Below are 23,201 nucleotides of genomic sequence, written 5' to 3'. Positions count from 1 at the left end.
CTTCCGGACTGGACCTCAGCACACTTGCCCGATGGTGAACCCTCTCAGGTTGGCGGCGACCGGAGCGATTCGCCGAGTTGGTGACCCCCTGTGCGGCATGACCGGCCTCACGGCCGTGCATACCGGATAGAGCTTCTCGGACTCATAAGCGCTGGCTTGGTTGGCCTCGCCCCCAAGGCCCTGTCGGCGGTACTGCCAGGTGTCAACCGTCTCGCCAATCGTTCATGGCGGGCTGCGGCTAGCTCAATACCGATTGCTGTCTCGTTCCACCCGGCTCACGGTGGCTCGTTGGGGCCTCAAGTAAGCCCATTGCCACAGAAGTTCGACCGGCCCTCGAGAGAACCACTTCAGCCAAAGCTTGCTTAAGGCCATGATCAGGGCACTCACACCCAGGTAGAGGACAATGACCTACCACGGTCGCGCGCTGACGAAAGTGCTCGACAAGCCGAATCCCCATTCGTAACAGAGTATTCCAGCAATCAGGTTCTGCAGGATGTAACTGGACAGAGCTACGCGCCCGACCGATATGAGCCCCCGTCGTAGCGGGCCTGGCTCGCCTCGCAGCCGGTGTACCAGTGTCGTTACGAGGCCAAGCAGGCCGATCGACACGAATCCTGCAGTCACATATCGGTCGGCGAAGAACCACGACGCGCCCGAGAATGTCGTGATCAGATTGAGCGGAATACCCATGCCGAGTCCGACCTGCATCAGCTTGTTACGCAGCCGCTGACCCTGCCGAGAGTCCGCCAGCACTCCCCGGCGCATCAAGCGTGAACCGAGCAAGAACAGGAACATGCCCAGGGGGATGACGAGCACGGCCTCCGCGCGATAGGTACCCGCCATGACGATCCGATCCGCGACCGCGGCCGGCCAGCTGGTGGTACTCGGCCCGTTGCCGTCGATCGTCAGCGGAACGTGCCGGTAGTGCTGCGCGAGGGTGAGCAATCCGATCACAGTGACGAAAACCAAACCTTGGAACCAAAGCCAAATGCTGATCACGCGTTCAGAGCGGCCGATTACGAACGCCACCAACGCAGACACGATGGCGTAGTACATCAGCACGTCGAATTCGAAAATCAGCGTGTAATGAACAACTCCTTCAAAGAACAGGAGGGCGGCACGCCAAAGGTGCCAACCCGGCCAGCGGGCACCACGTTTTCGCGCCGAGCGGTACTGCAGCTCCATGCCGATGCCGAACATCAGTGAAAGCAGCGCAAGGAACTTGCCATTGCTGAGAAACCGTAACAGCAGCTCAGTCACTCCGGCAACCGAATCCGGCGTCGGCAGATCGAGAAAACCGGCCGCACCACGCTGATCGGCGAAAACCCAAATGTTCGTGCCCAATGTGCCGAGAATCGCGACGCCGCGTAAGACATCCAACGCTTCTATCCGGTCTGTCTCCACCTTGCTCCCTTCGTGCTTCCATCAGGTTACGAATGGAATGCGGGGGTGTCTTCGTGTGCCAGTGGCAGATGTGAGTGGAGGCCCGGGTGCGGACAGGGTGGAAGTCATGCACAAAATCTGGGAGGGGTAGTCGAAATGTTCCGCATGACGCAACCGGGCGAGGCATCCATCATGGCACACGAGCACGGGCATCGTCGGATCGACGCGCTGGCGCCGGACGTCGAAACGACTGAAGCGCCGCTCGACGTAGTTGAGCTTCAGCTGCTCGATCCGGGTTGGGCTCGACGCATCTACCACGCGCTGATTCACGAAGCGACCCAGCAGTCCGAGCCGACGGACACGGACGCGCTCGCCACACTCGTGGTCGACACGCTGCTTCGAGGAATCGGTGCCGACGGAGGACTCCGAGGCTTGGGGGAGGGTTAACCAGCGTTCGCTCAAGAGGGGCGGTGTGTCGCCACTACTCGGGCGGCCCGATCTCGATCACGTTCCACAAAATGCCCAAATCAGCAGAAACTGGCCACCCGAACTTCTATGATCGGTGATCATCCGGTCGCGTGAGTTCGTGCGAGCACGCACTAAACCGTGTACCGGACCGTTCAGGAGGGAGTCCGGACCATTTCAGACAGCAGAGGCACTCAGGGCCGTAGGTGGATGCGAAGCAGGAGAGCTGCAGTGGTGCTGATCGCAGCGATGCTCGGGACGTCGGTCGCACATACGGCGCACGCCGAATTGGGTCCGTGGGAGCTCAGCGGTCCGTTCCCGAACGAACCGTCGTGCGCCGCGGGAATCACGTCGCTCGTCGTGGCGGGTTACCAGGTGGTGCCGCACTCCCCGCGCCCGCCCGCCCACCGGACCGTGACCAAGTCCTGCTTCCCGACCACGTGGGGTCACTACGGATACCACTTTTACCGGTAAGCAATGTGGCGGGCCCGGTCTCCCGGCCGGTTGCGCGGTCGACTCGTGGTCGGGCGGGCCGTGAGGACAGTTCCCGTTGCCTGGTCGGGTGGTCACGAGCGTGAGCCGTCGACCATCTGACCAGGTGAACCGGACGAAACGGAGGGTCGCCGTGATCGCGGATGATGGCGATCCTGGCGGGAAGGGCGCCACGTCGGCACAGTGTGGGACGTCTGCCGCGATTGCGGCACTGCCACGCGTGGGAAGTCCAGAATCCGTGAACACCGATGGCGTCACCTTCCACCGGCATCGCTGGGCCGGTCCCTGGCCCGATCGGTGAACCCGGCATCCGCGGCTATATCAAGGAAACCTGCAGCGCCAGGCGTGGGCAACAGCGGACCCGCACCCTGTGTTCCGGTCCCTTCGCAGCTCGCCGCCGCGGCAGAGCAGCAACTCGAGCGGGCCGGCGGACTGCTCGCCGCCGTCCGCGGGACCGCGCCGGCCATTGATGAGGTGCGCTGAACTGCTCCGGGGTTGTCGCCATCTCCTCGAGGTGATCCAGCCTGCTGACGGTCCCGCTCAGCTCTGACCACGGTAGCGTTCGTACTCACCAGCTGCCTCCGCGATATCACCGTCCAGGATCATGGTCAGCGCGTAAGAGATGGTCTGTACCCAATCCTCCAGCCGAGTCACCTCCGCGTCCGCGATCAAGCTGTTCCGGCGGAGCATCCCGTCCGGCATTACACCCCAGGCTCGGCCGAAATGGCAGATTCCGACCACAGCGGAAACCACCTCACGTGACACCAGGTCAGCCTGCAGTGGTTCGGCAAGAGTCAGCAACGCCGACATGACGTCGTGGAAGTTCTCCTCGCGCAATCCGGTGAACGGTCGCAGAGATCCGAGGAAACCCCGTTGCCAACGCGGATTCTCGACATCTGGATGCGTGCACGAGTGGAACAGCAGGGCTTCACGGGCATCAGCCGGGGTCACGCGAACACAGTAGCGCCAACCCTTCCGCGGCCGAAGACGGCAGTCCGCACCTGCCACGATGGTGCGTTGCCCTCGCGCGACGGCTGACATCGGAGTTGCGCCTGACAGTGCTGCTCAGCGTGGCCGGTCACCTCGTCGGTGATCGTCGACGGTGGTGGCGAGACGGCGATGGACGACCTGGCTGTTTCGACACGGCGACGGCTCGGCACGCCCGACTCCAGCACACTGCGCCAGCCGAATAGTCGGGGTACCGCGAGCATGACCATGACCGCAGCGAGCATCCGGTTGACCAGAGGTGGGCCATGCCTGAACGTGCGGGTGAGCAGCATGCCGTAGGGGTGATGCAATCTCGTCACCGACCAATGTTGTTTGATGTATTGCTCCAGCCGCTTGGCTACTTGAGTGCGCGCTCAAAAGAGACAGGATTTGCCAGGATCTACACCTTGCCAGGGCAACATATGCCCTGGTCAGGCACTGTCTTGGGCCCTTCGGTCTGATCCAGGCCCTCTCCATGCAAGGCGTATGGATCTCACTCGGTCGTGCGGCAGGCCGCTATCGCGCCGTTCAAGAGGATCGACGTGCCATGAGATGACTGGTCAAGTTCCGTCCTGGCAGTCGGATTTCCTTTATCTTGTTGCTGTGCGGTTTCTGGTGGTCGGCCCGTTGGCTGTCTCCCGTGCTGGATCGATCACAGCGAAGCTTCACGTCATGCCGTCACATCGCTGCACTGCTTTCTCGCAAGCTCCAGGAGTGATACATGTCCACGATGCTTGTAACGCATGCCGACCGCATGGTGCCGCTTGTCGTCCCGAAGGTTCGCGCGGGAGAGGGTTCTCATTCTCGTCTTGACCCTGCTTCTGTTCCCGCGCAGGAACCTCGTCATAGTGACTGTCGGGGGCGACAGCATGCGGTCGACGTACACTCCAGGTCGGCTCCTCCTGGTGCGGTGGTGCCGAACCGCGGCCGAGGGCCGGGTCGCGGTGATCGCGATGCCCAGCCCGCTGGTGCCTGGTGACCCGGCACGCTGGTGAAGCGTGTCGCTGCGGTAGGCGGGGACCCAGTGCCCCGGAAGGTGTACCGACCGCCGACGCCAAAGTGTCTCGGCATCAGCTGCTCTTACTCGGGGCCGACACCGCGCACAGTTTCGCCTCACGCCGTACTGGCTACTTTCCGGCGACGGATCTCCTGGGTGACCGCGTCTGTCCAGTCGCCACGACGGCCAAGTGAGCTGTAGCTCCTCCAAACGACAACTGGGTCCGACCAAGGGGTGTCCGCGGTACTTACCTGGTATCGACAGTCAGATTCATATGCAAAAGGTTATGAGTGCCGCGATAAGTACATGGGCGCAGTCTTGCCTCGAAGGTTTACCGAGGCCAGTCTGGGGTCACTGGGTATCGTGATCGCACTGCCTGGTGTGATCACGACAACTGGGGAATTCATATGGAGGGTTCTTCTCGAATGTTCACATTCCGATCTATCAGGCGAGCCAGAGGGTTTGCCGCAGTCGGAACGCTAGTAGCCGGAATAGGCCTAGTGACAGTCCCGATGGCGGATGCGGCTGCACCTGCCTCAATCGACACCACCGGTGGCGCGTACTTCGCTGTACTCGTTCCGAAAGCAGCGCCGCTCGACATGGCGGAGATGGCGGTGATCGCCAATGAGGGTTCGATCGTCCAGAAATGGCCGCAGATCGGTGTGGTGATCGCCCGCTCCAAGCAAGCCGATTTCGCCACGCGGGTGCGTCGGCAGGGCGGTATCGCCGGTGTGGGTGCCACGAGGAACCTGGCCGAACTGGGGACGAGGAGCCGGGAGGCGGCACCCGTACTTCGGACAGCGACCGCCGAAGACCATGGTGACATCGGATCGCGGGCATCGGCATCCGGTGAGCCGCTGGCTGCCAATCAGTGGAACATGAAGCTGATCGGTGCTGATCAAGCCAACGACATCAATCCGGGCAGCGGGAACGTGCTCGTCGGAGTCATGGACAGCGGTATCGACTCGACGCATCCTGACCTCCGTGCCAACATCGACCACGCCGCTTCGGTCAATTGCGGGGCCGACGGGGTTCCAGACAGGACAGAAGCCTCCTGGCAGGACCAGAACGGACATGGCACGCACGTCGCCGGCATCGTGGCGGCGGCCAGGAACGGAATCGGTGTCGCAGGCGTCGCGCCTGACGTGCGTATCGCCTCGATCAAGGTCGGCACCGCCGACGATTACATCTACCCCGAATCGGCCGTCTGTGGATACATTTGGGCCGCCGAACACGGCGTTGACATTGTCAACAGCTCATTTGCCATCGACCCGTGGTATCTGTGGTGCAAATCCGATCCGGACCAGGCCGCGGTCGCCGAGGCCGTACGCCGGTCCATCGCCTACGCCACATCGAGGATGGTCACGACGGTCAGTTCGCTGGGTAACAACAACTGGGACCTCGCTCACGACATCGTCGACACGTTGAGCCCGACCAATGGAACGCCCTTGACTCGGAATACCGACTCGTCGTGCGTGACCCTTCCGGCCGAGATTCCGGGAGTCGTCGGTGTATCCGCGGTAGGCGCGGCGAAGAGCCGCTATTACGCGTCGAATCACGGTACCGGTGTGGCAGATCTCACGGCGCCGGGAGGTGACTGGAGGTTCCAGACCCCGTCGACGCCGGATGCGAACGGGCGAGTGCTGTCCACGATTCCGGGCGGCCAGTACGGCTACCTCCAGGGGACTTCCATGGCAGCACCACATATCACCGGTGTGCTGGCACTTCTGAAGAGCCGCTACCCGATGCTGTCCGGGGATTCACTCAAAGCCGCTGCCGAAGCTGGCGCGGAGGTTCTGCCGTGCCCAGCCAGCGGCGTCCACGACCCAGGAGGCACTGGTCAGTTCCGCGCCGTCTGCGAAGGAGGCGTGAGCGGAGCGGGCTTCTACGGGAAGGGTTTGGTCAACGCGCTCCGAGCGGTCGGCTGACCAGCTCGAAACCACTATAACGTCAGCTGATAACAGAAAACACGCTGTTTTGGAAGTACAAGTCGGCCGATGGCGGTCCTCGCGAGTGGCGCCATCGGCCGACTTGCTTTCGCGAGCACTTCGTAATTCCACCGAGAGTGCTGGCCGCGGTCCTGGGGGCCGACCGCGAGCGCTGCGGCCAAGAGGCCGACGGTGATGCGAAGTGAACATCGCCGTTGTCGAAGTCAGAGTCACAAATGCAGGACTGGCGGTAGTAGTGTCTGCTGTGAAGTTGTGCACTGGGGGTTCGATGGAAATCGGAATACTGGGTCCTGTTTCAGTCTTGACCGATGAGGGACCGCTTACACTGGGTGGTCCGAAACCACGCACACTGCTGGCTCGTTGGCGATGTCGGCTGGCGCTGTCGTGTCAGTAGAACAGCTTATCGACGCGGTATGGGGTGCGGACGCGCTGAAACGCTCCAGAGCGTCGGTGCACACCTATGTGTCCACTCTTCGAAAGGTCATTGTCCAAGGTGGCGGCCAAGATGTGATCATGCGTGGGCCTGGTGGTCACCGGCTCGCGCCCGACGTCGCGTCGATCGACTTCGACGGCATCGTGCTTTCCGTACGGGACGGGAGGCGAGCGCTACGTGAGCATCGGTTCGCGATCGCCGCGAAGTCGCTCGGCGACGGGCTCGACCAGTGGCACGGTACCGCATTGGACGGTGCGGACGGTGACTGGATGAGCGCTGAACGGGACCGGCTTTCGGAAATGCGGCTCGCAGCAGTGGAGGACTGGTCAGCGGCCAGGCGACCTGGAAGGTCTTTCGTGTCGATTGATGATGTGCCGACCCCTGCGGCGGGTGCTTCTCCGGACGGCCCTGCGGCAGCTTTTGTCGATGCTTTCGTGCAGGGGTGGAGGGCGCCTGCCGATGCCGATGAGCTAGCCGACCACTTTGACCCCTGGCTCCATGCCGACTACCGGTTCACGCAACCGCTGATCCGGGCTCCCGGCTCCGGGCGCAGCGCGTTCCGAGAGAAGTTCGCGCGTCCGATCTTTTCGCTGTGCTCCGATGTACGTGGATCGGTGGAGTCCTGGGCTCACCGAGATGGGATGCTTTTCATCGCGTTTCGTCTCGACGTTACCGTCGGCCGTCGCAGGGTACGGTTGCGTGTCTGTGACCAGGTACTCCTTGACGATGGCCTCGTCGCTGAACGACACACCCATTTGGATGTGGTGCCGTTGCTGAGTGCCATCCTGCGCAGTCCACGCCTATGGTGGCGTGTGGCGAGGTGGCAGTGTGCCGACATGATCGCCAAGCGGAGGCAACTGAGAACACGGTGAGATGACGGCCAGCTGTTCTCCGGATATCCGGGCCGGAAATGATCGGTGATGGGATCCGTGATATTTGCAAAGGGGGCGGCTTTAGAGAACTTCTATCAACGGCTTCACGGGATCGGCGCGGTCGTGCGCGAGGAGCTTGTCGCAGATTCTGGCACTACCATCGCCAATATATTCGAAGCGCAACTATTCGGTGGCTCTGCGATGCTGGAATCGGCTTACGGTCACATGGCCATTCGAAATTCGGCAACCTTTAGCCGGGCTCGGGGCTCGCGTGCTTTGCTCGGCTCTGGCCGCCTCATCATCCGAGGAGCTGAATCTGATAGGGTCGTGCACGGTCTCGTATCGGGCTGTTGCCTGGTCGAACAGCGTCGAGCAGGGCGCTGAGGGCCAGCTCAAGTCGATAGAATGCGGCCCCGGAACTCCTGGGGGAGAGGCTGGCGACCGTTCCGAAAACAACGCAGTTCTCATTCCCTCAACTGCCGATTGGCCACTTTAGTGGAACCGGATGTCTAAGATCAAGTCTGCTCGCTCGCACGGGTAAGTGAGGAGTTCGCAATATTGCGTTACCGGTGCTCAGGGACCCTGGGGAACGAATCATGCAAAAATCCGTCGATCGATATCTTCTTGTCTATATCTGCGGCGCACGCCGGGCTTCTGTGGTCTCGTTCGTAGCGGGAATGGTGGGGATTCGGCACCGGGACAAGTCGACCGCTTGTGGTTACGGGGCAGTGAGACTACTTTAACGGGTAGTTCGGCCATTCGCGCCGTAGGTGCCGACCGGCACTCAGGCTGGAGACGTGCGCGTCGTACGGTTCGTGGCGTATCGACGGCTATCGTGACCGATCGCGCAGCTCGCCTCGACGGTCGTGCTGTGCCAGGTGTAAGCCGTTGTTCACGATGCCGTGCGGGGCGCGGCCCCGGATCGTCCGCGGTTGATCGGGTACCTCAGGGTGGTCGGGCTGGCCAGGGTCTGCTCGTCTCCAGGTTCTAGTACTCCAGTCGTAGATCGTGATGTTCACGGTTCTTCGATCGATTGTCGCTGGTAGTGGGCTTGCTGGGCGCGGTGTTGGTGGTGGCGGCGCCACCAGGACCAGTGCAGGCAGGCGGTGATGTTGTCTGTGCACTGCATGACGAGTCGGTTGAACAGGTGCCGGATTTCGTTGAGGGTTAGGGGAATCAGACCTGCGGGGGTGGGTTTGGCCCGTTCTGCGACGGTGGTGATGGCGAGGAAGAGATGCGCCAGCAGCACAAGGGTGGTCCAGCGGTACCAGGAGGTCCAGGTCCGAACCTGATGCTCGTCGAGACCGGTCTGCCCCTTGGAGGTTTGGAAAGATTCCTCGATGGTCCACCGTCGACCGGCGACCCGCACCAACGTGGCCAGTGGCACCCGGCGGGCCGAGAAGCAGCGGTAGAAGGCGAGTTCGCCGGTGCGGCGGTTGCATCGAATGAGCAGCCACCGATACCCGTCCCGGGCATCGGGTGCGGTGTCGTGGACGGTGATCCAGGCCCAGTCATAGAACCGGTGTCCTTTCGCGCCCTGGCCCGCCCAGAGCCGTTGCCAGGACTGTTTCGGCAAACGGGCGGCCAGGTGATCCGCGCGCTCGACACCGGTGCCAGTGGTGACCCGGTGATCGCAGGCCACCGCCAGCCAACATCATTATTGCGAAACCGGCCGATGTCGTTCCGGCCCTGGTTCAGACTGTCATACAAGGCGCCGTGCCCACGCCGGTGCTCCGCAGCAAGCGACAGCTCCACCAGCGATGTGACCGGCCCGTCGGTACACAACACCGCGTCGCTCAGCTCGAACAACGCGTCCGCACGGGCGGTCAGGCACTGGTAGAACTCCTGACGGAACCGGGACAGGTCCCCGAGCGCGTCGGCTGCGCCGACGTCGTGCACACTGATCATCGAAGCCCTTGGGTTGATCTTCCGTCTGTCGCAAGAAGGAATGATCACCCAAGGGCTTCATCCATGATCAGCTGGGTCCGTCCAGGCACCCACCTGGTTAAACAACAAGCTCAGAGCTGGTCTCAAAATTCAAGGGTGTGTCACTGCGTAACCTGCCGGTCCTGGTCGTCGATCGTGGGCAGTCGTGGCGAGACGACGCAGCAGCGGCGGGTCGAAGACCGGCTCTGGGAGCTGATCGAACCCCTGATCCCGTCCCGACCAGCGCCGCGCGGTCCGGGTGGGCGGCCCCGGATCGATGACCGAGCCGCGCTAGAGGGGATCTTGTTCGTGCTCGACACCGGCTGCCGCTGGCGAGACCTACCCGAGCAGCTCGGATGCGGGTCCGGGCACACCGCGTGGCGGCGGTTACGTGAGTGGCAGGACGCCGGCGTGTGGGACCGGCTGCACCAGCTCGTGCTCGACGAGCTGTCCAACATCGACGAGCTCGACTGGACCAGAGGCTGCATCGACGCGGTGTCGGTGCGGTCGAAAAGGGGGGGGCGAGCTGACCGGCCGCAGCCCCACTGACCGGGGTAAAGCCAGCTCCAAGTACCACGTTCTGTGCGACGCGAACGGGCTACCGCTGCACAGCATGTTGTCGGCGGCAAACACCCACGACAGCATGCTGTTCGAGCCGCTGCTGGACACGAACCCGACCGTGCGCGGCCACCACGGCCGGGCGGGCCGGCCACGATGCCGACCGGACAAGCTGCACGCCGACAAGGGCTACGACTACCGCCGCTGCCGCCGCTACCTGACCCGCCGCGGTATCAAGGTCCGTATCGCCCGGCGCGGGATTGAGGGCAAGTCCCGCCTCGGCCGGGTCCGCTGGGTCGTCGAACGCACCATCTCCTGGCTGCTGCGGTTCAAACGCCTCGGGCTGCGCTACGACCGGACCGGACGCACCACGCTGGCGCTACTCACGCTGGCCTGCACCGTGATCAACGTCCGCCGACTCATGAAGATCGAGCTCTGCGACCAGGTCTAACGCATCCTTTTACTCGTATGGGATACATCGGTAGCTCTGTGTCGTTGGGTGGGGGTGACTGGTGAGCTTCTGAGCGCGGAGCAGGTCCTCGGGTCGGCACGGGGCCCCCGCCGTGACCACGAGGGCAATCGATCTCCTGGAGGAGGCTGCAGCCGCGTTGCTGACGGCACCATCGACGGGGATGAACGAGCACTCTCGTCGGGAAGTGATCAGCCATCGGTGGGGCCGCCTCTTCAGAGGCGTTCGATGCGGTCGGCCTGCGGGCCCCGGTCGCTCTGACGCACCGCGTACCGGACCCGGTCACCCTTCTGCAGCGGCTCCGACCCCATGATCACGGACACGTGGGCGAAGAGATCGTCGCCGCCTGCGTCCGGGGTGATGAAGCCGAAGCCGCGGTCGCCGTCGTAGCGCGCGACGACGCCCTCGCCGCCTCGTACGGGCACGTCCCGCGCCGCCGGCCCTGCGGCCGCGGCAGGTGCCGACCGCTGCGGCGCCGTCTGCGGCTCGGTGCCCCGGACCAGGTGCACGTCGCGGGCCTGCGGGCCCTTGTCTCCACTAGCCACCTCGTAGGCGACGCGGTCGCCCTCCGCGAGCCACGTCAGCCCCTCGGCCAGGGCCCGGGCGTGAACGAAGACGTCCCCGGCGCCGGAGTCGGGGTTGATGAAGCCGAAGCCCTTGTCCTCGTCGTACCAGGCCACCGTGCCGTCGGCACCGTCGGCGATACCAGCCGCAGCGGGTGAGCCGGCCCCTGCTCCCAGCGGGATCACGTGCCCGGCCTGCGGGCCGCGCTCGCCTTCGACGATCAGGAAGGCCACCCGCTGCCCCTCGGTGACCACGCCGCCGGTCACGATGGCGGAGCTGTGCACGAAGATGTCGGCGCCGCCTCCGTCCGGCGACGCGAAGCCGTACCCCTTGCCCGGCTCGTACCAGTTGACGGTGCCGAGCAGGCCCACGGCGCTGCCGGTGGCCGCATCGGCGGTGACGCGAACACGCAGCGCCTGGGGCCCGTGGTCGTTCTCGCCGACCTCGAACACGACGGCCTGACCCTCGCGGAGCACTTTCGCGCCGCCGTCCCCGACGATCTCGGAGGCGTGCACGAACACGTCCGGCGAGCCGTCCTCGGGCGCGAGGAAGCCGAAACCCCGTTCGGCGTCGAACCAACGGACAGTCCCTTGCGGCATAAAAGGCTCCAGGTCGAGAGGGCGGGCACTGGCCCCCAGTCTCCCCGACAGACCTCCGGTCCGTCGGGCCGGGCCCACAGGCGGGCGGTGCGGAGCCAGGGGCGGGCCGTTGGTTCACCTAGCGACACGCCGAGTTTTGAGACCAGGTCTTAACAGCGGCGCACCCCTTGTCGCTCTCGTAGATTCCCACAGCCGGGCGGGTCGAACCCCTCGGGGAAGTGGTCGGATCCAGGAGACTCAGGATTTAGATCCCCGAACGGGTCGCATGGGCTCGTGCTCGTTGACGTCGGCACGCTTTGCGGATTGCAGGTGTCGCGGCGCCGGGATTTTTCGTCGAGCAGCCTGACAGCGCAGCCGTGAGGACAGCTGTCAGGACGATGAGGCCCCGAAGCTGCCTGGCGTGGTCAGGCTGGACGTCATCATCGCTGCGAGGTCGCCTGGGATGCAGAGTCGGCGACGTCCACCGTGATGTCGTGCTGGGCGGCGAGCGCCAGCAGGTCTGCCAGCCTGGCGAGTTCGGCATTCGCGTCGGCCGCTCGACCCGCCTTCCTCGCGGCGGCCGCCGCGCGCGAGGCGTCGGCAATCCGCCCCTCCAGAACTGCCGCGAACACATCCATGCCGAAAACTCTACGGAACCGGATCCCGGCGGATCGACCCGCCTTCGCCCCGACGATCATGGTCGGGTGGCCGGTGGGCGACGTTGTCCAGTTCCTGGCGGCGAGCTCGCGGGTCCGAAGGCCAGCTGAATGCAGCGATGATTCAGCCCTTCGTCAACGGGTACTGGCTCTCGGGATCGACACTGCCGTAGTAGACCATGTCGGCGTCTCTCCGGGACTCATCGTTCGACGGCCGGTGGGCAAGCCGGTGCCGGGGACCGAGACGTCCTTCCGCGAGTCAGCGGGGCTCCGCCCGCCGCCGCACTGTCTACAACTGTCAGACGGGCCGGGCACACTGTCCTCATGAGCTTCACTCTGGCCGTGTGGGAAGGGCCTCGTCCCGCCGACGAGGCGGCGGCTAAGGCGACCTTCGATGCTCTCGTCGCGGAATTCATGGGCGGTAGGAAGACGCCGCCGACCACGCTGGTCACGCGCTATGTCGGCGATCTGGTCACGCGCTGGCCGGACCTCGATCCCGACGCTGATGACGACGAAGACGATATTCCCTGGACCGACAGTCCCTTGATCAACAATGCCAGTGGGCCGTTGCTCCGCTTCGGCATGGTCTTCAGCAAGTACCGGGAGGCTGCGGACTTCGCCGCGGAGCGAGCTCGTGTGCTTGGCCTGGTCTGCTTCGATCCCCAGGATGAACGTCTCGTCACCTGACGGCGGACGACGGGTCAGAAGGTGTGCCGGCAGGTGACCGCCAGTCCGATGGCACATGGCGCTGTCGGGGAGGCTGCACGAGCGCGGCGATATCGCGGCGGGTGATCCGGTCTAAGACGAGCATGCCGGGCGAAGCGGGGCTGTCGTGAGAACTCTGGACGAGACGATTGGTGAGTTGCCCGGTTTGGTCTGGTATGCCAGCTACGGTTCGAACATGAACGCCGGGCGGTTCGGCTGTTACCTGGCCGGCGGTGTTCCGGACGGCGGCACCCGGCTCCATCCGGGCTGCCGCGATCGGCGGCCGCCGGTGGATTCCCGAGGGTGTGAACTGCCGGGCGGGATCTATTTCGCGACCATGTCGCCGGTGTGGGGCGGTGGCCGCGCGTTCTACGATCCGGCGCTGCCCGGGCGAGCGTTCGCGCGCGCCTATCTGATCGCCGCCGGGCAGTTCGCCGATGTCGTGGCTCAGGAGATGTACAGCGAGCCTGGCACGGACCTCGACCTCGCTCCGGTCCTGGCTGCCGGTGCGGCCACGCTCGGTCCTGGCCGCTACGAGACCCTGCTCCATGCCGGGGATCTCGACGGGCATCCGATCCTGACCTTCACCGCACCCTGGGCCGCCCACGAGGTCGCCCCTGTCGCACCGTCCGCGGCGTACCTGCGGATGCTCGCCACCGGACTGTGCGACACCCACGGCTGGACCCTGGGCCGAGCCGCCCGATACCTCGCTGCGCTTCCCGGAGCACGCGGCACGTGGACCCCGCGGACCCTCCTCGCCGCACTCGGCCCCCACGGTGCCCCGGCCACCACCCCGATCGACCCGTCGATCTGAGCGCCGGGCACAGGCCGACGGCACCGTCACTACCATCATCCAACGAACGGCTGAACGCGACATACCGCGGCCGGTTCTCTCAGGTCGCATTCGCCTGCTCAAACCCGTGTTCGCAGGTGGTGTCGCCAACGTCGACGGGATCGACCATGTGGTCGCGGGCCCAGCCTGCGGATCGTGGGCACATTGCGCCAAACTCGTGGCTGCACCCCGATATCGGAGCCGTATTCAGTAATTCTCCACACCGTGACCTCGCGGATTCCCTCAGCCCGATTGCCTCTCTGACCGGCGCCGACGCAAGCCGATCGCGGAATCCGCCGATGCGCGTCGTGCGGAATTGGACAGTTCTGAAGAGGGATCCCGCAATGCTGCGACAGTGAGTCGGCATTGCGCAAAGGTGATGCCGCGAAAATAGGACAGTCTGCCGGAAGGTCGGAATTGTCATGTTGTCGCATTGAATTGCGTGGTTGTAGCGCGACTTTCGTGAAAATGGTGAAGTCGGTATGATTGCGTCTGTGCAACTGAACGGCCGCCGAGTTCTGGAGACACTCGCGCGGCCGCTCAGTCGCACCGACGAGGGCTACCGGCTACCTGCGCGCCCACCTGGCGACTACCCGGAGTCCGATTGCCGCGAGCCTTGGCTGCCAGGCTCGCGCCGTCATTTAGGAGTTCCACCGAAGTGGCTCCTACCTCCAGAAACGTTGCTAGAGCCTCGCAGCTCCGCGCGTACCGCTTCTGAACCCGACGGTCCTCGTCGTCGGCACCTCGACTGCCCATCCATCACTCCCGGTTCCCGACCGGGCAGGGCCGCCCCGCCGGATGCGGAGCTGGTCACCCCGCGCACGGGAGTCGCCCGGAGCGGGTCGGCAGAGATGGTCAAGCAGATGGTGCCTGCGCGAAGAATACCGCAGAACCCCACGGGCGGACCATTCTGTCGATAAGCACGCGGAACCAGTCCGGAGCATGCCTAAGAATGCGCCACCATGCACCCTCCGCAGCGGAGATGCTAGGTGGCAGTGAAATAGTGGACCGCGACCCGGACTGTCCTGAATGGGGTATCTGTAGTTGAAATGTTTACTGCCGTGCAATCGGACACGCATTTCTCGATGTGCAGTCCACGTCGAGTTCGTGACCAGCGGTTTCGCGCGCGGCCGGGACGGGCATCGTCGCGGAGGCGCGAACGTCCGTGACGCCTGCGGGAGCGTGAGAGCGCCAAATTTGCTTTCGGGTCTTCGGCGATCAGCACCGAGATTTCCCGGATCTTCCGGTTTGTGTGCTGTGACACTTCCGTCAGCCAGCGGAACGCCTCTTCGGCGTTCAGTCCCAGACGGGCCCTCACGATGCGCTTCGCGGTGGCGATGGCGTCCCTGGTCTCCAGCGCGGCGACCGGGGTCTCCGTTTGCTTTTCGGCGGCGGCCCAGCGTGTCGCGGTCAGGATGATCGCCGAGATCGCTGAGGTGAACTTCGCGATCAGCGCCGACTCGACCGGGGCAAACGCGTCCTCGGTGTAGCTCCAGACGTTGAGCGCGCCTGCCAGCGGCTCGGTCTCGCGCCGCCGGTAGCCGTGCCCGTCGCCGGGGAGGAACGACGGGCGGCCAGCGCGGTCCGGACGCCGAGCCGCTCGGCGGCGGCCGCGAAATCGGGCCAGCGTCCGGCCGCGGTCTCCATCCGGGTCCGGACGATCGTCCCGGTCTCGGCCGCCGTCAAGCACGGGCCCTCGTCCGCGCTGTACTGGGTCTTGTCCAGGGGAAGCAGGGACTCCTCGGTGGCGGCGACGGTGCTGGGTTGGTTGTGCTCGTAGAGCGTGACGGTGGCCGCGTCCGCGTCCGCGTCGGGCAGCAGGTCGACCACCTTCTTCGCCACCCGCACCAGCAGCTCGTCGCGTGACTCGTCGAGCCGGATCGACTCGGTGAGCTCGCGCAACGCCGAGGTGGTGGCGCGGAACTGATCCATCATGTCCCTTTCCCATGGCCGGCCTGGGTACGCCGACCTTCCGGAATTACTCGGTCTGGGTTCCCGCGCGGTGGACGATTCGGACTAACCACCGGCCGGTGGCCGCCTGGCTCGGTGGTCAGCAAGCCTTCGCCACGGGACAGCCCTGGGAGTTGCCGTTCGAAATGAATGATCTGCCTGGTCGGAAGGGTGCCGGTCAGGTCTGCCCGGTTGCCGCGAAGCACTGATCCGGTGACGATCCCACCGAGCTCGATCAGCCGGGACAGCGTCACGTTCACCACATCGGCGGGCAACTCCAGTTCGGCCCGGCTGATCGGCTCCAGCACTTCCGTTCCCGCCTCCTCCAGCGCCTCCCTCACCGCGAGCGGAGCGACCTTGCGGAAGTCGGCCGCCGCGCTGACCGGGCTGAAATAACCGGTGTGGGTGACGGTCACCGCACAGTCGACGACCTCCCAGCCGGCCAGCCCGTGCCGCAGCGCCGCCTCGACCGTCTCCTCGATGGCCTTGTGGAAGGCGAGAGGGAGGGAGCCGAGTTCGACGGCGAGGCCGAAGGTCAGTCCCGACCCGGGAGGGCCGGGTTCGACGCGGAGACCGAGCGTCGCGAAGTGCGGATTCCGCGGCTCGGTGATGTCCCACAGCGAAGAGCCGGTGCCGATCGGCCGCTCGACACAGATCGTGCTGGTGGCGGCGAAACCGACGTCGAGGCCGTGTTGCCCGGCGAGCGTCTCCGCGATGATCTCCTTCTGCACCTCGCCGTAGAGCCGTACGGAGATCTGGCGTGTCTCGTCGTCCTGCCGCACGGAGATCAGCGGATCCTGTTCCGCCAGTTCCTGCAGGGCGGCGAATACGACGGGCGTCTGCTCGGGCCGGGCGGGAACGACCACGGTTTCCAAGGCGGGCGACGGGAACTGCGGCGCGACACCTTCGGCGTCGAGTACGCCGACCTGGTCGCCGATCCGGATCTCCTTGAGACCGGTCACCTTGGCGATCCGCCCGGCCCGCGCGCGGGCCTCGACGGTGTCGTCGCCGATTTCGAAGACGCGCACCGCGCTCACCTTCGCCTCCGTCGTGATCGTTCCGCCCGGGCCCCGGCGATGGAACCGGACGACGTCCCGCGCACCGAGCTGACCGGAGAACACGCGGACGTAGGCGATCTTCTCGTGTGCGCGGCCGCGTTCGATCTTGAACACCGTCGCCCGCAGCCGGTCGTCGGGCGCGGGTTTCGCCGTGCCCGCGAGGAATTCCCGGATGCCGCCGGTCAGCTCGGCGATCCCTGCACCGCTGTGCGCGGACCCGAAGAAGACGGGGAAGACGACGCCGAGCCGGGTCTGGCGGACCACTTCGGCCCGGTAGTCCTCGGCGGTCGGTGCTCCCTCGAGGTACGCGGCAAGAAAGTCGTCGCTGTGCTCGGCCAGCGTCTCGGCGAGCCCGGCCGACGGAGAGACCGGACGCGGCCGGACCTTCGCGGACGCCGTGCCGAGGTCCTCGACCTCGGACATCGGCACGCACGCGACGCCGAGGCGTTCGGTGAGGTCGGTGAAAAGTCCGTCGTAGCGGGCGCCAGTGCGGTCGATCTTGTTGGCGAAGATCACCACGGGAATCCGCAGCCGGATGAGCGCACGCATGAGCACCCGGGTCTGCGCCTGCACTCCCTCGACGGCGGAAACGATGAGGACGACGGCGTCAAGCACGCGCAGCGCGCGCTCGACCTCGGCGATGAAGTCCGGGTGGCCGGGGGTGTCGATCAGGTTGACGCGCAGATCGCCGACGCGGAGGGCGACGACGGCCGAGCGGATGGTGATGCCGCGACGGCGTTCCAATTCCATCGTGTCGGTGTGGGTGTCCCCGGCGTCGACGCGGCCGAGAGCACCGATGGCACCGGTGTGATGGAGCAGGCGCTCCGTCAGGCTCGTCTTACCGGCGTCGACATGGGCGAGAATTCCGATGTTCAGGTGCTCCATGGATTAACGGCTCCAGGGCTGTCGAAGGGTCCGTACAACTCGGGGACTCGACAGCGCACCGCACGCCGTTCTCCTTTCCGGGGGGACACCTGACGCGGCCGGAGCCTAACAGCGAGGTACCGGCCCGTCACGCGAATTACCGCCCCTTCCGGTACTTGCGCGCGCGAAGACCGCGTTTAGTCCTCGGATTGCGTCACCGTTCTTCCGGCGAAGTGGGCACCATGCTGGCTTCACGCCGGCTGCGCCGCTCCAGCAGCATCACGGTGGCGTCGTCCTGCAGGCGGTCTTTTCTGGTGTCGCAGGATCGACCGCATCAGCCGTCGCAGTGTCTCCGGCGGCGAGTAACCGTCCGCTTCGTACCGGATGACGAAATCGGCGAACCGGTCCAGCTCGAATTCCCGGTCGGCTTCGTCGCTTCGACGATCCCGTCGGTGTAGAACAGCACCCGGTCTCCCGGCTCGAACCTGGACGTCGCAGGGAATCGGCACGCCACCGAGACCGAGCTGCGCGGAGTTCCCGCCACGGTGTGCCTGATGGATGTCGAGGAGTACCAGGCGTACCTCGGCGACCAGTACGAGTACCACGGCGGCTACTGGGACAGCAGCCCCACGATCCTTGATGTGCCCTACGACGCTTACTGGTAGGCCCCGGCCGCCACCGCGCCGCGCCGGAGACGGGCGCGCACCACCTCGAGGAAGGGTTCCTGATGACCACCCGCTGGGTTCGCTACGTCGTCCCGGTCATGGTCGAAATCGACTGCGACAACGCCGCCATCGACCGCGTCGTCGCCCTGCCCGGCGAAGCCCGGGAGGACCGCGATCAGCGCGGCCAGTTCTGCATCTACGACGAGAACTTCGCCCGCCGGCGTTCCGACGGGCCGATCGAGACGCACGCGCTGTGGGTGGCCAACCCGCCCAACGGGCGGATCCTGCCCGGCCCGCCGCAGGACTGGCCGGCCCTGATGGACTGGGAAGACGGCTTCGACCTCGACGGGTTCGACGCCGACGGGCTCTGCGAGGAAGTCTGGTTCGACAACGACAACGCCCGATGCAGCGCCTTGCGCCCGGACGGGAAGAGATCGGGCAACAGCCGATCACCGAACAACCGCAGGTACAGGTCCGAGACCGCCGAAGGCCACATCTCACCACCCATCGCGACCTGCAACGCTCCGCCCCGCTGGGACGTCGTCGCGCTTCCAGACAGTTCGCCCGACTAGATCGCCGACAACGTACAGGCCGCCAAAGAGGCCCTGGACCTGGCGGACCCCTGGGACGGCCTAGTGCACTTCCTATATCGCCTGTGCGAACCCCCAGTGCACAACCGCGGCCTGAACGACGTGCAATCGATGCACTTTCCTGGTGCGACCGACATCGAGGAAATCCGGACACCGCCTACGAACTGAGCTACGAGATCATCGCGCGAGCCCAGGCCAGTGGTGACCTGCGACCGGATTTACCCCCGAGGATCATCAAGACTCTCGTTTTGCCACCTTCGCGGGCTGCACTCGATCGCGGCGTCTGCCCGGAATTCACCCGCACTTCCGGACGAACGTGGCTTGAAACCCATAGGGCGCGAGCAGGTTGTGGAAGACTGGCATAACCGCCAGGGCATCAGGGGCGACCACTCGGTAGTTTCTGGTGAGCCAGTACATCGTGAGCACCAGCTGAGTCAGTCCCAGGCGCGTTCCCAGGCAGACACGAGGCCCTGCGCCGAACGGAATGTAGGCGTACTTGTGGATCGGTTTGCCGCCGTTGAGCCATCGGTCAGGAACAGCTGTGTCCGGATCCGGCCACCATCGGCTGTCGCGGTGCATCAGGTAGGGGCTGAACATGATCTGGGTTTCCGGTGCCAGCGACCACTTCCCGAGGGCGGTGGCACGAAGGGCGGTGCGGCCCATCAACCAAGTAGGCGGCCATAGTCGAAGAGTCTCCTTGACGACGGCTTCGGTTCGCGGCAACTCGGTCAAGGCCGGCTCCTCTTCGGAGCCCCACGCCATCGCCTCGGCTTCCACCATGGCCCAGAGAGCAGGGCGAGTGGTCAGCGTCCACAACGTCCAGGCCATCGATGCGGCCGGTACGCCATACGCGGCGAGGAGAATGCCCCGGATGAGACGCTGTACCTGGATCTCGCTCAGCCCGGGCCGTATCGTCAGCAGGACGTCGAGAAGGTCACGGGGGTTCTCGGGGGCGGCAGCTGACTTCCTGGCGGCGATCTTCCCGCTTAGGACGTCCAGGGTTTTCTTGCGGGCTTGTCGGAAGCGCTTGAGGGTACGGGACGGGAACCACTCCGGTAGCACCTCGGAACTGCCGGAAAGCGGTGCGATGGCCCTTGTGTTTTCGACGACGACCTCGGCAATGCCGTTGGCGTCCGCACTCAGACAGAAGTCCGCCGCCGCGTGACCGGAATATGTCTCCATCAAGGCGAGGACGTCGACTTCGCGACCGACCGTGCCATTCAACTGTCGGTCGAACAACTGGCGAAGCCTGCCGGTATGAGCTGCTGCGGCGTCCTGGTTCAGGCCACGCCATCCTGACCGTCGCGCGGCCATCCACAACTGCGAATCGGTCGCACTGCGATCGGCGTCGAAACTGGTGGCGACGGGAGAGCTCTCGCTGGAGAAGTCCTCGTTCGTCCTGGTCAGCAAGCTGTGTACCAGATCTGGATCGCGTACGACTATCGTTCTCTTGTCGTATGCGAAGACATCACCGTACTCATCATGACACCGCATGAGAAATCCCATACGGTCGCGGTCGTACTCGAACGTGTTACCGCCCAGCCAGTGGCCCTTCGGACCAGGAGGAAGAAACCGCCTATCGGTCAACACTCTTCCTTGCGTCGGTGCGGGCCGGTCGTCGCCGACCGGCCCGCCGTCAGGTCAGTTGGAAATATCCCAGTAGAAGTAGAGACCGCCCATACGGGTTCTTCCCAGCAGTCGCGCGGTGACATGGCGAAGAAGCTTCACGTTCACTCCCGTTATATCTCGACTACGACCTTGTCGCGTTTGAATTGGACCTTGTGGTCCATGGGGTCCTGATCGGCGCTCTGGAGACACCTGTGCTCTCGGCAAGCGAAGACTTGCACCTCCGATCAGGAGTGGCAAGGCGATCTGAATGCACAATCACGATCGCTCGATAACCGGTACCGCATCGGCCGTGTCGAGGCTTGGTGGAATGTCTAGGCGGGCGCGGGTCGCGCGGCAATGCCGTACCACTGCTGCAGTGCCTGCTGGAGTCCGTCGGCGCGATCGTCGACGGCGGTGCTGAGCCAGGCTGTGTGGCCGTCTGGCCGTAGCAGGATGGCGCGGAGTTCGGGGTGGCTGGTGCATGTCGCGTCGATGATGTCGACTCGGTCGATCCATCCCTTGGCGGACCGGCGGAGATCGTCGTCCGGGGCGAGATCGAGCAGGACGCCGCGGCCGGGCGCGAGCAGGGTGGCGAGGTCGGTGTCGTCCGTGCCGGTGGACAGCGCGAGGTTGGGTGCGAGGCGGCCGAGCCAGGGGTGCGCGGTGTCAGGGACCATGTCGTAGCGGGTATCCAGGCCCGTGACGGTCTCCGCGAAGCCGCGATTTCCGGCGGGATGGCTGGCGACACGGGTGAGCAGGTCTATGAGCGGTCCAAGCCGGTCATCGGCTTCGGCGAGCAGTACTTGGGCCCGAGTGTTGGCCAGCACGCGCGCGCCGGCGGGGTGGCGTTCGGTGTGGTAGCTCTCGAGTAGGTTGCCAGGCGCGGTGCCGCGCACGGTGGCGGCGAGTTTCCAGCCGAGGTTGAACGCGTCGTCCAGGGCGATGTTCACGCCGATCGCCCCGGCCGGCGGGTGGATGTGCGCTGCGTCGCCGGCCAGGATCACCCGGCCCCGCACGTACTCGGCCGCCTGCCGGGCGGCATCGCCGAAGCGAGTCAGCCAGCGCGCGACGCGCAACTCGACATGATGACCGAGCGCCTCGTCCACAGCGGTTTGCAGTAGACCCAGGCTGACTGGCGTGTCCTGGTCCTCGGGCGGTTGCTGGTCGGCGGTGATGAGCCGGACGTAACCGGGTCGCGGGATGGTGACCACCGTTCCGCCGGGGCCAGTCGTCGCACCGAACGGCAACGCCCCGGGGTCGGCCAGTTCCACATCGCCGAGCAGGGAGAAGCGGGTCGCCGCCGTGCCGGGGAAATCGATGCCGGCCTGTTTGCGGACGGTGCTGCGGCCGCCGTCGCAGCCGACCAGGTACGCGGCCCGGATCTGGTACTCGCCGTCGCTGGTGGTGACCGTGGCGGTGACCGAGTCGGCATCCTGGCTCAGGGCAAGCAATTCGTGCCCGCGACGGAGGTCTGCCCCCAGATCGAGGGCGTGCGCCTCAAGCACCTCCTCCACCCGGGTTTGCGGGATGCCCAAGGAATAGGGGTGGTCGGTGCCCGTGCCTGGGAGGTTAAGCGTGACCGGCAGGCCGCCGAACGCGGCGTGCGGGACCTGCCAGCCCTCGCCGATGAGCCGGTCGGCTAATCCGCGCCGCGCCAACAGATCCAAGGCGCGGGCGTTGAGGTTGAAGCCCCGGCAGAAACCTGGCCGCTCGGGGCAGCGCTCGATCACGACCGAATCCACGCCGGCCAGCCGGAGTTCGCTCGCTAGGAAAAGTCCAGCCGGGCCGGCTCCGACGATCAGTACGTCATTCATTTCGTGGTTCCTTTCTGGTCTGTGGCCCAGGTCCACCCTTGCTCGGTCCGCTCGACTGTGGGCCACGGCAGGCTGCCGTCGCGGATCTCGGCGATGGTCCGCTGTGTCCATGCCAGTTCGGACTCCCCGGCGTGCAACGCGCACTCGACTTCGATCATGAACAGGCGGGGGACCGCGCCGGAGCCGACAGTGTCGGCCAGCACCGCCTTGGTCTGCTCGATCCGCCGGCTTAGATGCCCTGCCCGCTCGGCCAATGCGTCCGCCGCGCCGTCCGGGCCGAGCGCGCCGAGATAGGACACGGCGGCCATGAACTTCGGGTACTCCGCGACCGGGGTGCGGATCAGCTCGTCAATCCAGCCGACGAACTCCTGCTGGCCCAGCTCGGTATGCGCGTACACGGTCCGCTCCGGCCGCCGGCCATCGCGCCCGGTCTCCACCGGCGCGATCCAGCCATGCCGGACCAGCGCCTCTACCGTGTCGTACAGCGACCCGGAGTTGACCTTGAAACTGCTGTCCTTTCGCCGTTCCCGCAGGGTGGACGCCATCTCATACGGGTGCATCGGCTGCTCCTGGAGCAGGCCGAGCACGGCGAGCGCCAGTGTGTTGGAGATCTTCCGCTTCGTCATTTCATGTCACCGTACCCTAATAGTCGGAACCGACTACGTGCGTGGCTTACTTGCTCCGTTGGCTGGCAAGAACGGGTGGACGCTGGCTGAGGCTGCTGGTGATCTGGCCCCGGACGGGATGCAACGGCTGCTTAACGCCGCCGCGTGGGACGCCGATGGC

Annotated in this window: 20 protein-coding genes and 4 pseudogenes; 10 read left to right on the top strand and 14 right to left on the bottom strand. The window is 65.3% G+C overall.

Translation table 11 applies throughout. The features are described from left to right. Positions 1-243: 243 nt before the first annotated feature. Positions 244-1,056 (bottom strand): annotated as a pseudogene (locus tag ACM6LU_RS38645) (DUF418 domain-containing protein). Between the two features lie 492 nt (positions 1,057-1,548). Here ACM6LU_RS38645 and ACM6LU_RS38640 point away from each other — a divergent pair. Together ACM6LU_RS38640 and ACM6LU_RS38635 are read left to right on the top strand one after the other, a co-directional pair. Next, positions 1,549-1,830 (top strand): hypothetical protein, encoded by a 282-nt coding sequence (locus ACM6LU_RS38640; protein ID WP_414942824.1) that lies wholly within the window; start codon positions 1,549-1,551, stop codon positions 1,828-1,830. A gap of 249 nt (positions 1,831-2,079) precedes the next feature. Continuing rightward, on the top strand, positions 2,080-2,322 hold the full coding sequence (locus ACM6LU_RS38635) for a hypothetical protein (protein ID WP_414942823.1): 243 nt from the start codon (positions 2,080-2,082) through the stop codon (positions 2,320-2,322). A gap of 558 nt (positions 2,323-2,880) precedes the next feature. Here ACM6LU_RS38635 and ACM6LU_RS38630 read toward each other — a convergent pair. Both ACM6LU_RS38630 and ACM6LU_RS38625 read right to left on the bottom strand, forming a co-directional pair. Next, a complete protein-coding gene (locus tag ACM6LU_RS38630) occupies positions 2,881-3,291 on the bottom strand; it encodes a hypothetical protein (RefSeq protein WP_414942822.1) in 411 nt (136 codons plus the stop codon). Then, positions 3,288-3,647: a hypothetical protein gene (locus ACM6LU_RS38625; protein ID WP_414942821.1), complete on the bottom strand. Its 360-nt coding sequence runs from the start codon at positions 3,645-3,647 to the stop codon at positions 3,288-3,290. The genes ACM6LU_RS38630 and ACM6LU_RS38625 overlap by 4 nt, the downstream gene beginning before the upstream one ends. A 1,189-nt stretch (positions 3,648-4,836) precedes the next feature. On the opposite strand from ACM6LU_RS38625, the gene ACM6LU_RS38620 reads away from it, so the two are divergent. Together ACM6LU_RS38620 and ACM6LU_RS38615 are read left to right on the top strand one after the other, a co-directional pair. Continuing rightward, a complete protein-coding gene (locus ACM6LU_RS38620) occupies positions 4,837-6,252 on the top strand; it encodes a S8 family peptidase (protein WP_414942820.1) in 1,416 nt (471 codons plus the stop codon). Between the two features lie 387 nt (positions 6,253-6,639). Next, on the top strand, positions 6,640-7,578 hold the full coding sequence (locus tag ACM6LU_RS38615; protein WP_414942832.1) for an AfsR/SARP family transcriptional regulator: 939 nt from the start codon (positions 6,640-6,642) through the stop codon (positions 7,576-7,578). Between the two features lie 1,015 nt (positions 7,579-8,593). Here the strand turns inward: ACM6LU_RS38615 and ACM6LU_RS38610 are convergent. Beyond that, the gene (locus ACM6LU_RS38610) at positions 8,594-9,154 is read right to left on the bottom strand and encodes a hypothetical protein (protein WP_414942833.1); all 561 of its coding nucleotides are present in this window, start codon (positions 9,152-9,154) and stop codon (positions 8,594-8,596) included. A gap of 95 nt (positions 9,155-9,249) precedes the next feature. After that, positions 9,250-9,486: pseudogene (locus ACM6LU_RS38605) on the bottom strand (transposase); the annotation flags it as partial. Positions 9,487-9,660: 174 nt separating this feature from the next. On the opposite strand from ACM6LU_RS38605, the gene ACM6LU_RS38600 reads away from it, so the two are divergent. Then, a protein-coding gene (locus ACM6LU_RS38600; RefSeq protein ID WP_414942819.1) for an IS5 family transposase occupies positions 9,661-10,513 on the top strand; the annotation gives its coding sequence in 2 pieces (ribosomal slippage) (positions 9,661-10,020 and positions 10,022-10,513; 852 coding nt in all). A 233-nt stretch (positions 10,514-10,746) separates the two neighbouring features. Here ACM6LU_RS38600 and ACM6LU_RS38595 read toward each other — a convergent pair. From ACM6LU_RS38595 to ACM6LU_RS38585, 3 genes and pseudogenes are all read right to left on the bottom strand, one after another. Continuing rightward, positions 10,747-11,466, bottom strand: coding sequence for a cold-shock protein (locus tag ACM6LU_RS38595; protein WP_414942831.1), 720 nt, complete (start codon positions 11,464-11,466; stop codon positions 10,747-10,749). A 30-nt stretch (positions 11,467-11,496) separates the two neighbouring features. After that, positions 11,497-11,694, bottom strand: a pseudogene (locus tag ACM6LU_RS38590) (cold-shock protein); the annotation flags it as partial. A 419-nt stretch (positions 11,695-12,113) separates the two neighbouring features. After that, complete coding sequence (locus ACM6LU_RS38585; protein WP_414942818.1) at positions 12,114-12,311, bottom strand: hypothetical protein; 198 nt, start codon at positions 12,309-12,311, stop codon at positions 12,114-12,116. Between the two features lie 342 nt (positions 12,312-12,653). Here ACM6LU_RS38585 and ACM6LU_RS38580 point away from each other — a divergent pair, with 342 nt between their 5' ends. Continuing rightward, on the top strand, positions 12,654-13,016 hold the full coding sequence (locus tag ACM6LU_RS38580) for a hypothetical protein (protein WP_414942817.1): 363 nt from the start codon (positions 12,654-12,656) through the stop codon (positions 13,014-13,016). A gap of 214 nt (positions 13,017-13,230) precedes the next feature. After that, positions 13,231-13,848, top strand: coding sequence for a histone deacetylase (locus ACM6LU_RS38575; RefSeq protein WP_414942816.1), 618 nt, complete (start codon positions 13,231-13,233; stop codon positions 13,846-13,848). Between the two features lie 1,003 nt (positions 13,849-14,851). Here ACM6LU_RS38575 and ACM6LU_RS38570 read toward each other — a convergent pair. The 3 genes from ACM6LU_RS38570 to ACM6LU_RS38560 form a co-directional block, all read right to left on the bottom strand. Further along, complete coding sequence (locus tag ACM6LU_RS38570; RefSeq protein ID WP_414942815.1) at positions 14,852-15,184, bottom strand: ANTAR domain-containing protein; 333 nt, start codon at positions 15,182-15,184, stop codon at positions 14,852-14,854. 131 nt (positions 15,185-15,315) lie between these two features. Then, positions 15,316-15,801: a hypothetical protein gene (locus ACM6LU_RS38565; protein WP_414942814.1), complete on the bottom strand. Its 486-nt coding sequence runs from the start codon at positions 15,799-15,801 to the stop codon at positions 15,316-15,318. Beyond that, positions 15,798-17,759, bottom strand: a complete 1,962-nt coding sequence (locus ACM6LU_RS38560; protein ID WP_414942813.1) for a GTP-binding protein — start codon at positions 17,757-17,759, stop codon at positions 15,798-15,800. Before ACM6LU_RS38560 ends, ACM6LU_RS38565 begins: the two co-directional genes overlap by 4 nt. Before the next feature lie 524 nt (positions 17,760-18,283). On the opposite strand from ACM6LU_RS38560, the gene ACM6LU_RS38555 reads away from it, so the two are divergent. Both ACM6LU_RS38555 and ACM6LU_RS38550 read left to right on the top strand, forming a co-directional pair. After that, positions 18,284-18,403 (top strand): hypothetical protein, encoded by a 120-nt coding sequence (locus ACM6LU_RS38555; RefSeq protein WP_414942812.1) that lies wholly within the window; start codon positions 18,284-18,286, stop codon positions 18,401-18,403. Between the two features lie 62 nt (positions 18,404-18,465). Further along, the gene (locus tag ACM6LU_RS38550) at positions 18,466-18,975 is read left to right on the top strand and encodes a hypothetical protein (protein ID WP_414942811.1); all 510 of its coding nucleotides are present in this window, start codon (positions 18,466-18,468) and stop codon (positions 18,973-18,975) included. Positions 18,976-19,287: 312 nt separating this feature from the next. Here the strand turns inward: ACM6LU_RS38550 and ACM6LU_RS38545 are convergent, their stop codons facing one another. The 3 genes from ACM6LU_RS38545 to ACM6LU_RS38535 form a co-directional block, all read right to left on the bottom strand. Continuing rightward, entirely contained in the window at positions 19,288-20,583 is a 1,296-nt protein-coding gene (locus tag ACM6LU_RS38545; protein WP_414942810.1) for a cytochrome P450, read from the bottom strand. Between the two features lie 350 nt (positions 20,584-20,933). Continuing rightward, on the bottom strand, positions 20,934-22,415 hold the full coding sequence (locus ACM6LU_RS38540; RefSeq protein ID WP_414942809.1) for an FAD-dependent monooxygenase: 1,482 nt from the start codon (positions 22,413-22,415) through the stop codon (positions 20,934-20,936). Continuing rightward, positions 22,412-23,041 carry a PadR family transcriptional regulator gene (locus ACM6LU_RS38535; protein WP_414942808.1) on the bottom strand — a complete coding sequence of 210 codons (630 nt, stop codon included), beginning with the start codon at positions 23,039-23,041 and terminating at the stop codon, positions 22,412-22,414. The genes ACM6LU_RS38540 and ACM6LU_RS38535 overlap by 4 nt, the downstream gene beginning before the upstream one ends. 34 nt (positions 23,042-23,075) lie before the next feature. Here ACM6LU_RS38535 and ACM6LU_RS38530 point away from each other — a divergent pair. Next, a pseudogene (locus ACM6LU_RS38530) lies at positions 23,076-23,201 on the top strand (IS701 family transposase); the annotation flags it as partial.

It is taken from the genome of Amycolatopsis sp. cmx-11-51 (assembly GCF_047608665.1).
In the GTDB taxonomy this organism is placed as follows: domain Bacteria; phylum Actinomycetota; class Actinomycetes; order Mycobacteriales; family Pseudonocardiaceae; genus Amycolatopsis.
Note: the sequence above shows the minus strand (reverse complement) of the source record. Positions and strands in the feature narration are given on the sequence as shown.

Coding starts and splice junctions, on each gene's coding strand:
- ACM6LU_RS38585 (WP_414942818.1), bottom strand. CDS start 12,311: ATGGATGTGTTCGCGGCAGTTCTGGAGGGGCGGATTGCCGACGCCTCG.
- ACM6LU_RS38550 (WP_414942811.1), top strand. CDS start 18,466: ATGACCACCCGCTGGGTTCGCTACGTCGTCCCGGTCATGGTCGAAATC.
- ACM6LU_RS38560 (WP_414942813.1), bottom strand. CDS start 17,759: ATGGAGCACCTGAACATCGGAATTCTCGCCCATGTCGACGCCGGTAAG.
- ACM6LU_RS38575 (WP_414942816.1), top strand. CDS start 13,231: ATGAACGCCGGGCGGTTCGGCTGTTACCTGGCCGGCGGTGTTCCGGAC.
- ACM6LU_RS38640 (WP_414942824.1), top strand. CDS start 1,549: ATGACGCAACCGGGCGAGGCATCCATCATGGCACACGAGCACGGGCAT.
- ACM6LU_RS38580 (WP_414942817.1), top strand. CDS start 12,654: ATGAGCTTCACTCTGGCCGTGTGGGAAGGGCCTCGTCCCGCCGACGAG.
- ACM6LU_RS38615 (WP_414942832.1), top strand. CDS start 6,640: ATGTCGGCTGGCGCTGTCGTGTCAGTAGAACAGCTTATCGACGCGGTA.
- ACM6LU_RS38540 (WP_414942809.1), bottom strand. CDS start 22,415: ATGAATGACGTACTGATCGTCGGAGCCGGCCCGGCTGGACTTTTCCTA.
- ACM6LU_RS38565 (WP_414942814.1), bottom strand. CDS start 15,801: ATGATGGATCAGTTCCGCGCCACCACCTCGGCGTTGCGCGAGCTCACC.
- ACM6LU_RS38535 (WP_414942808.1), bottom strand. CDS start 23,041: ATGACGAAGCGGAAGATCTCCAACACACTGGCGCTCGCCGTGCTCGGC.
- ACM6LU_RS38620 (WP_414942820.1), top strand. CDS start 4,837: ATGGCGGATGCGGCTGCACCTGCCTCAATCGACACCACCGGTGGCGCG.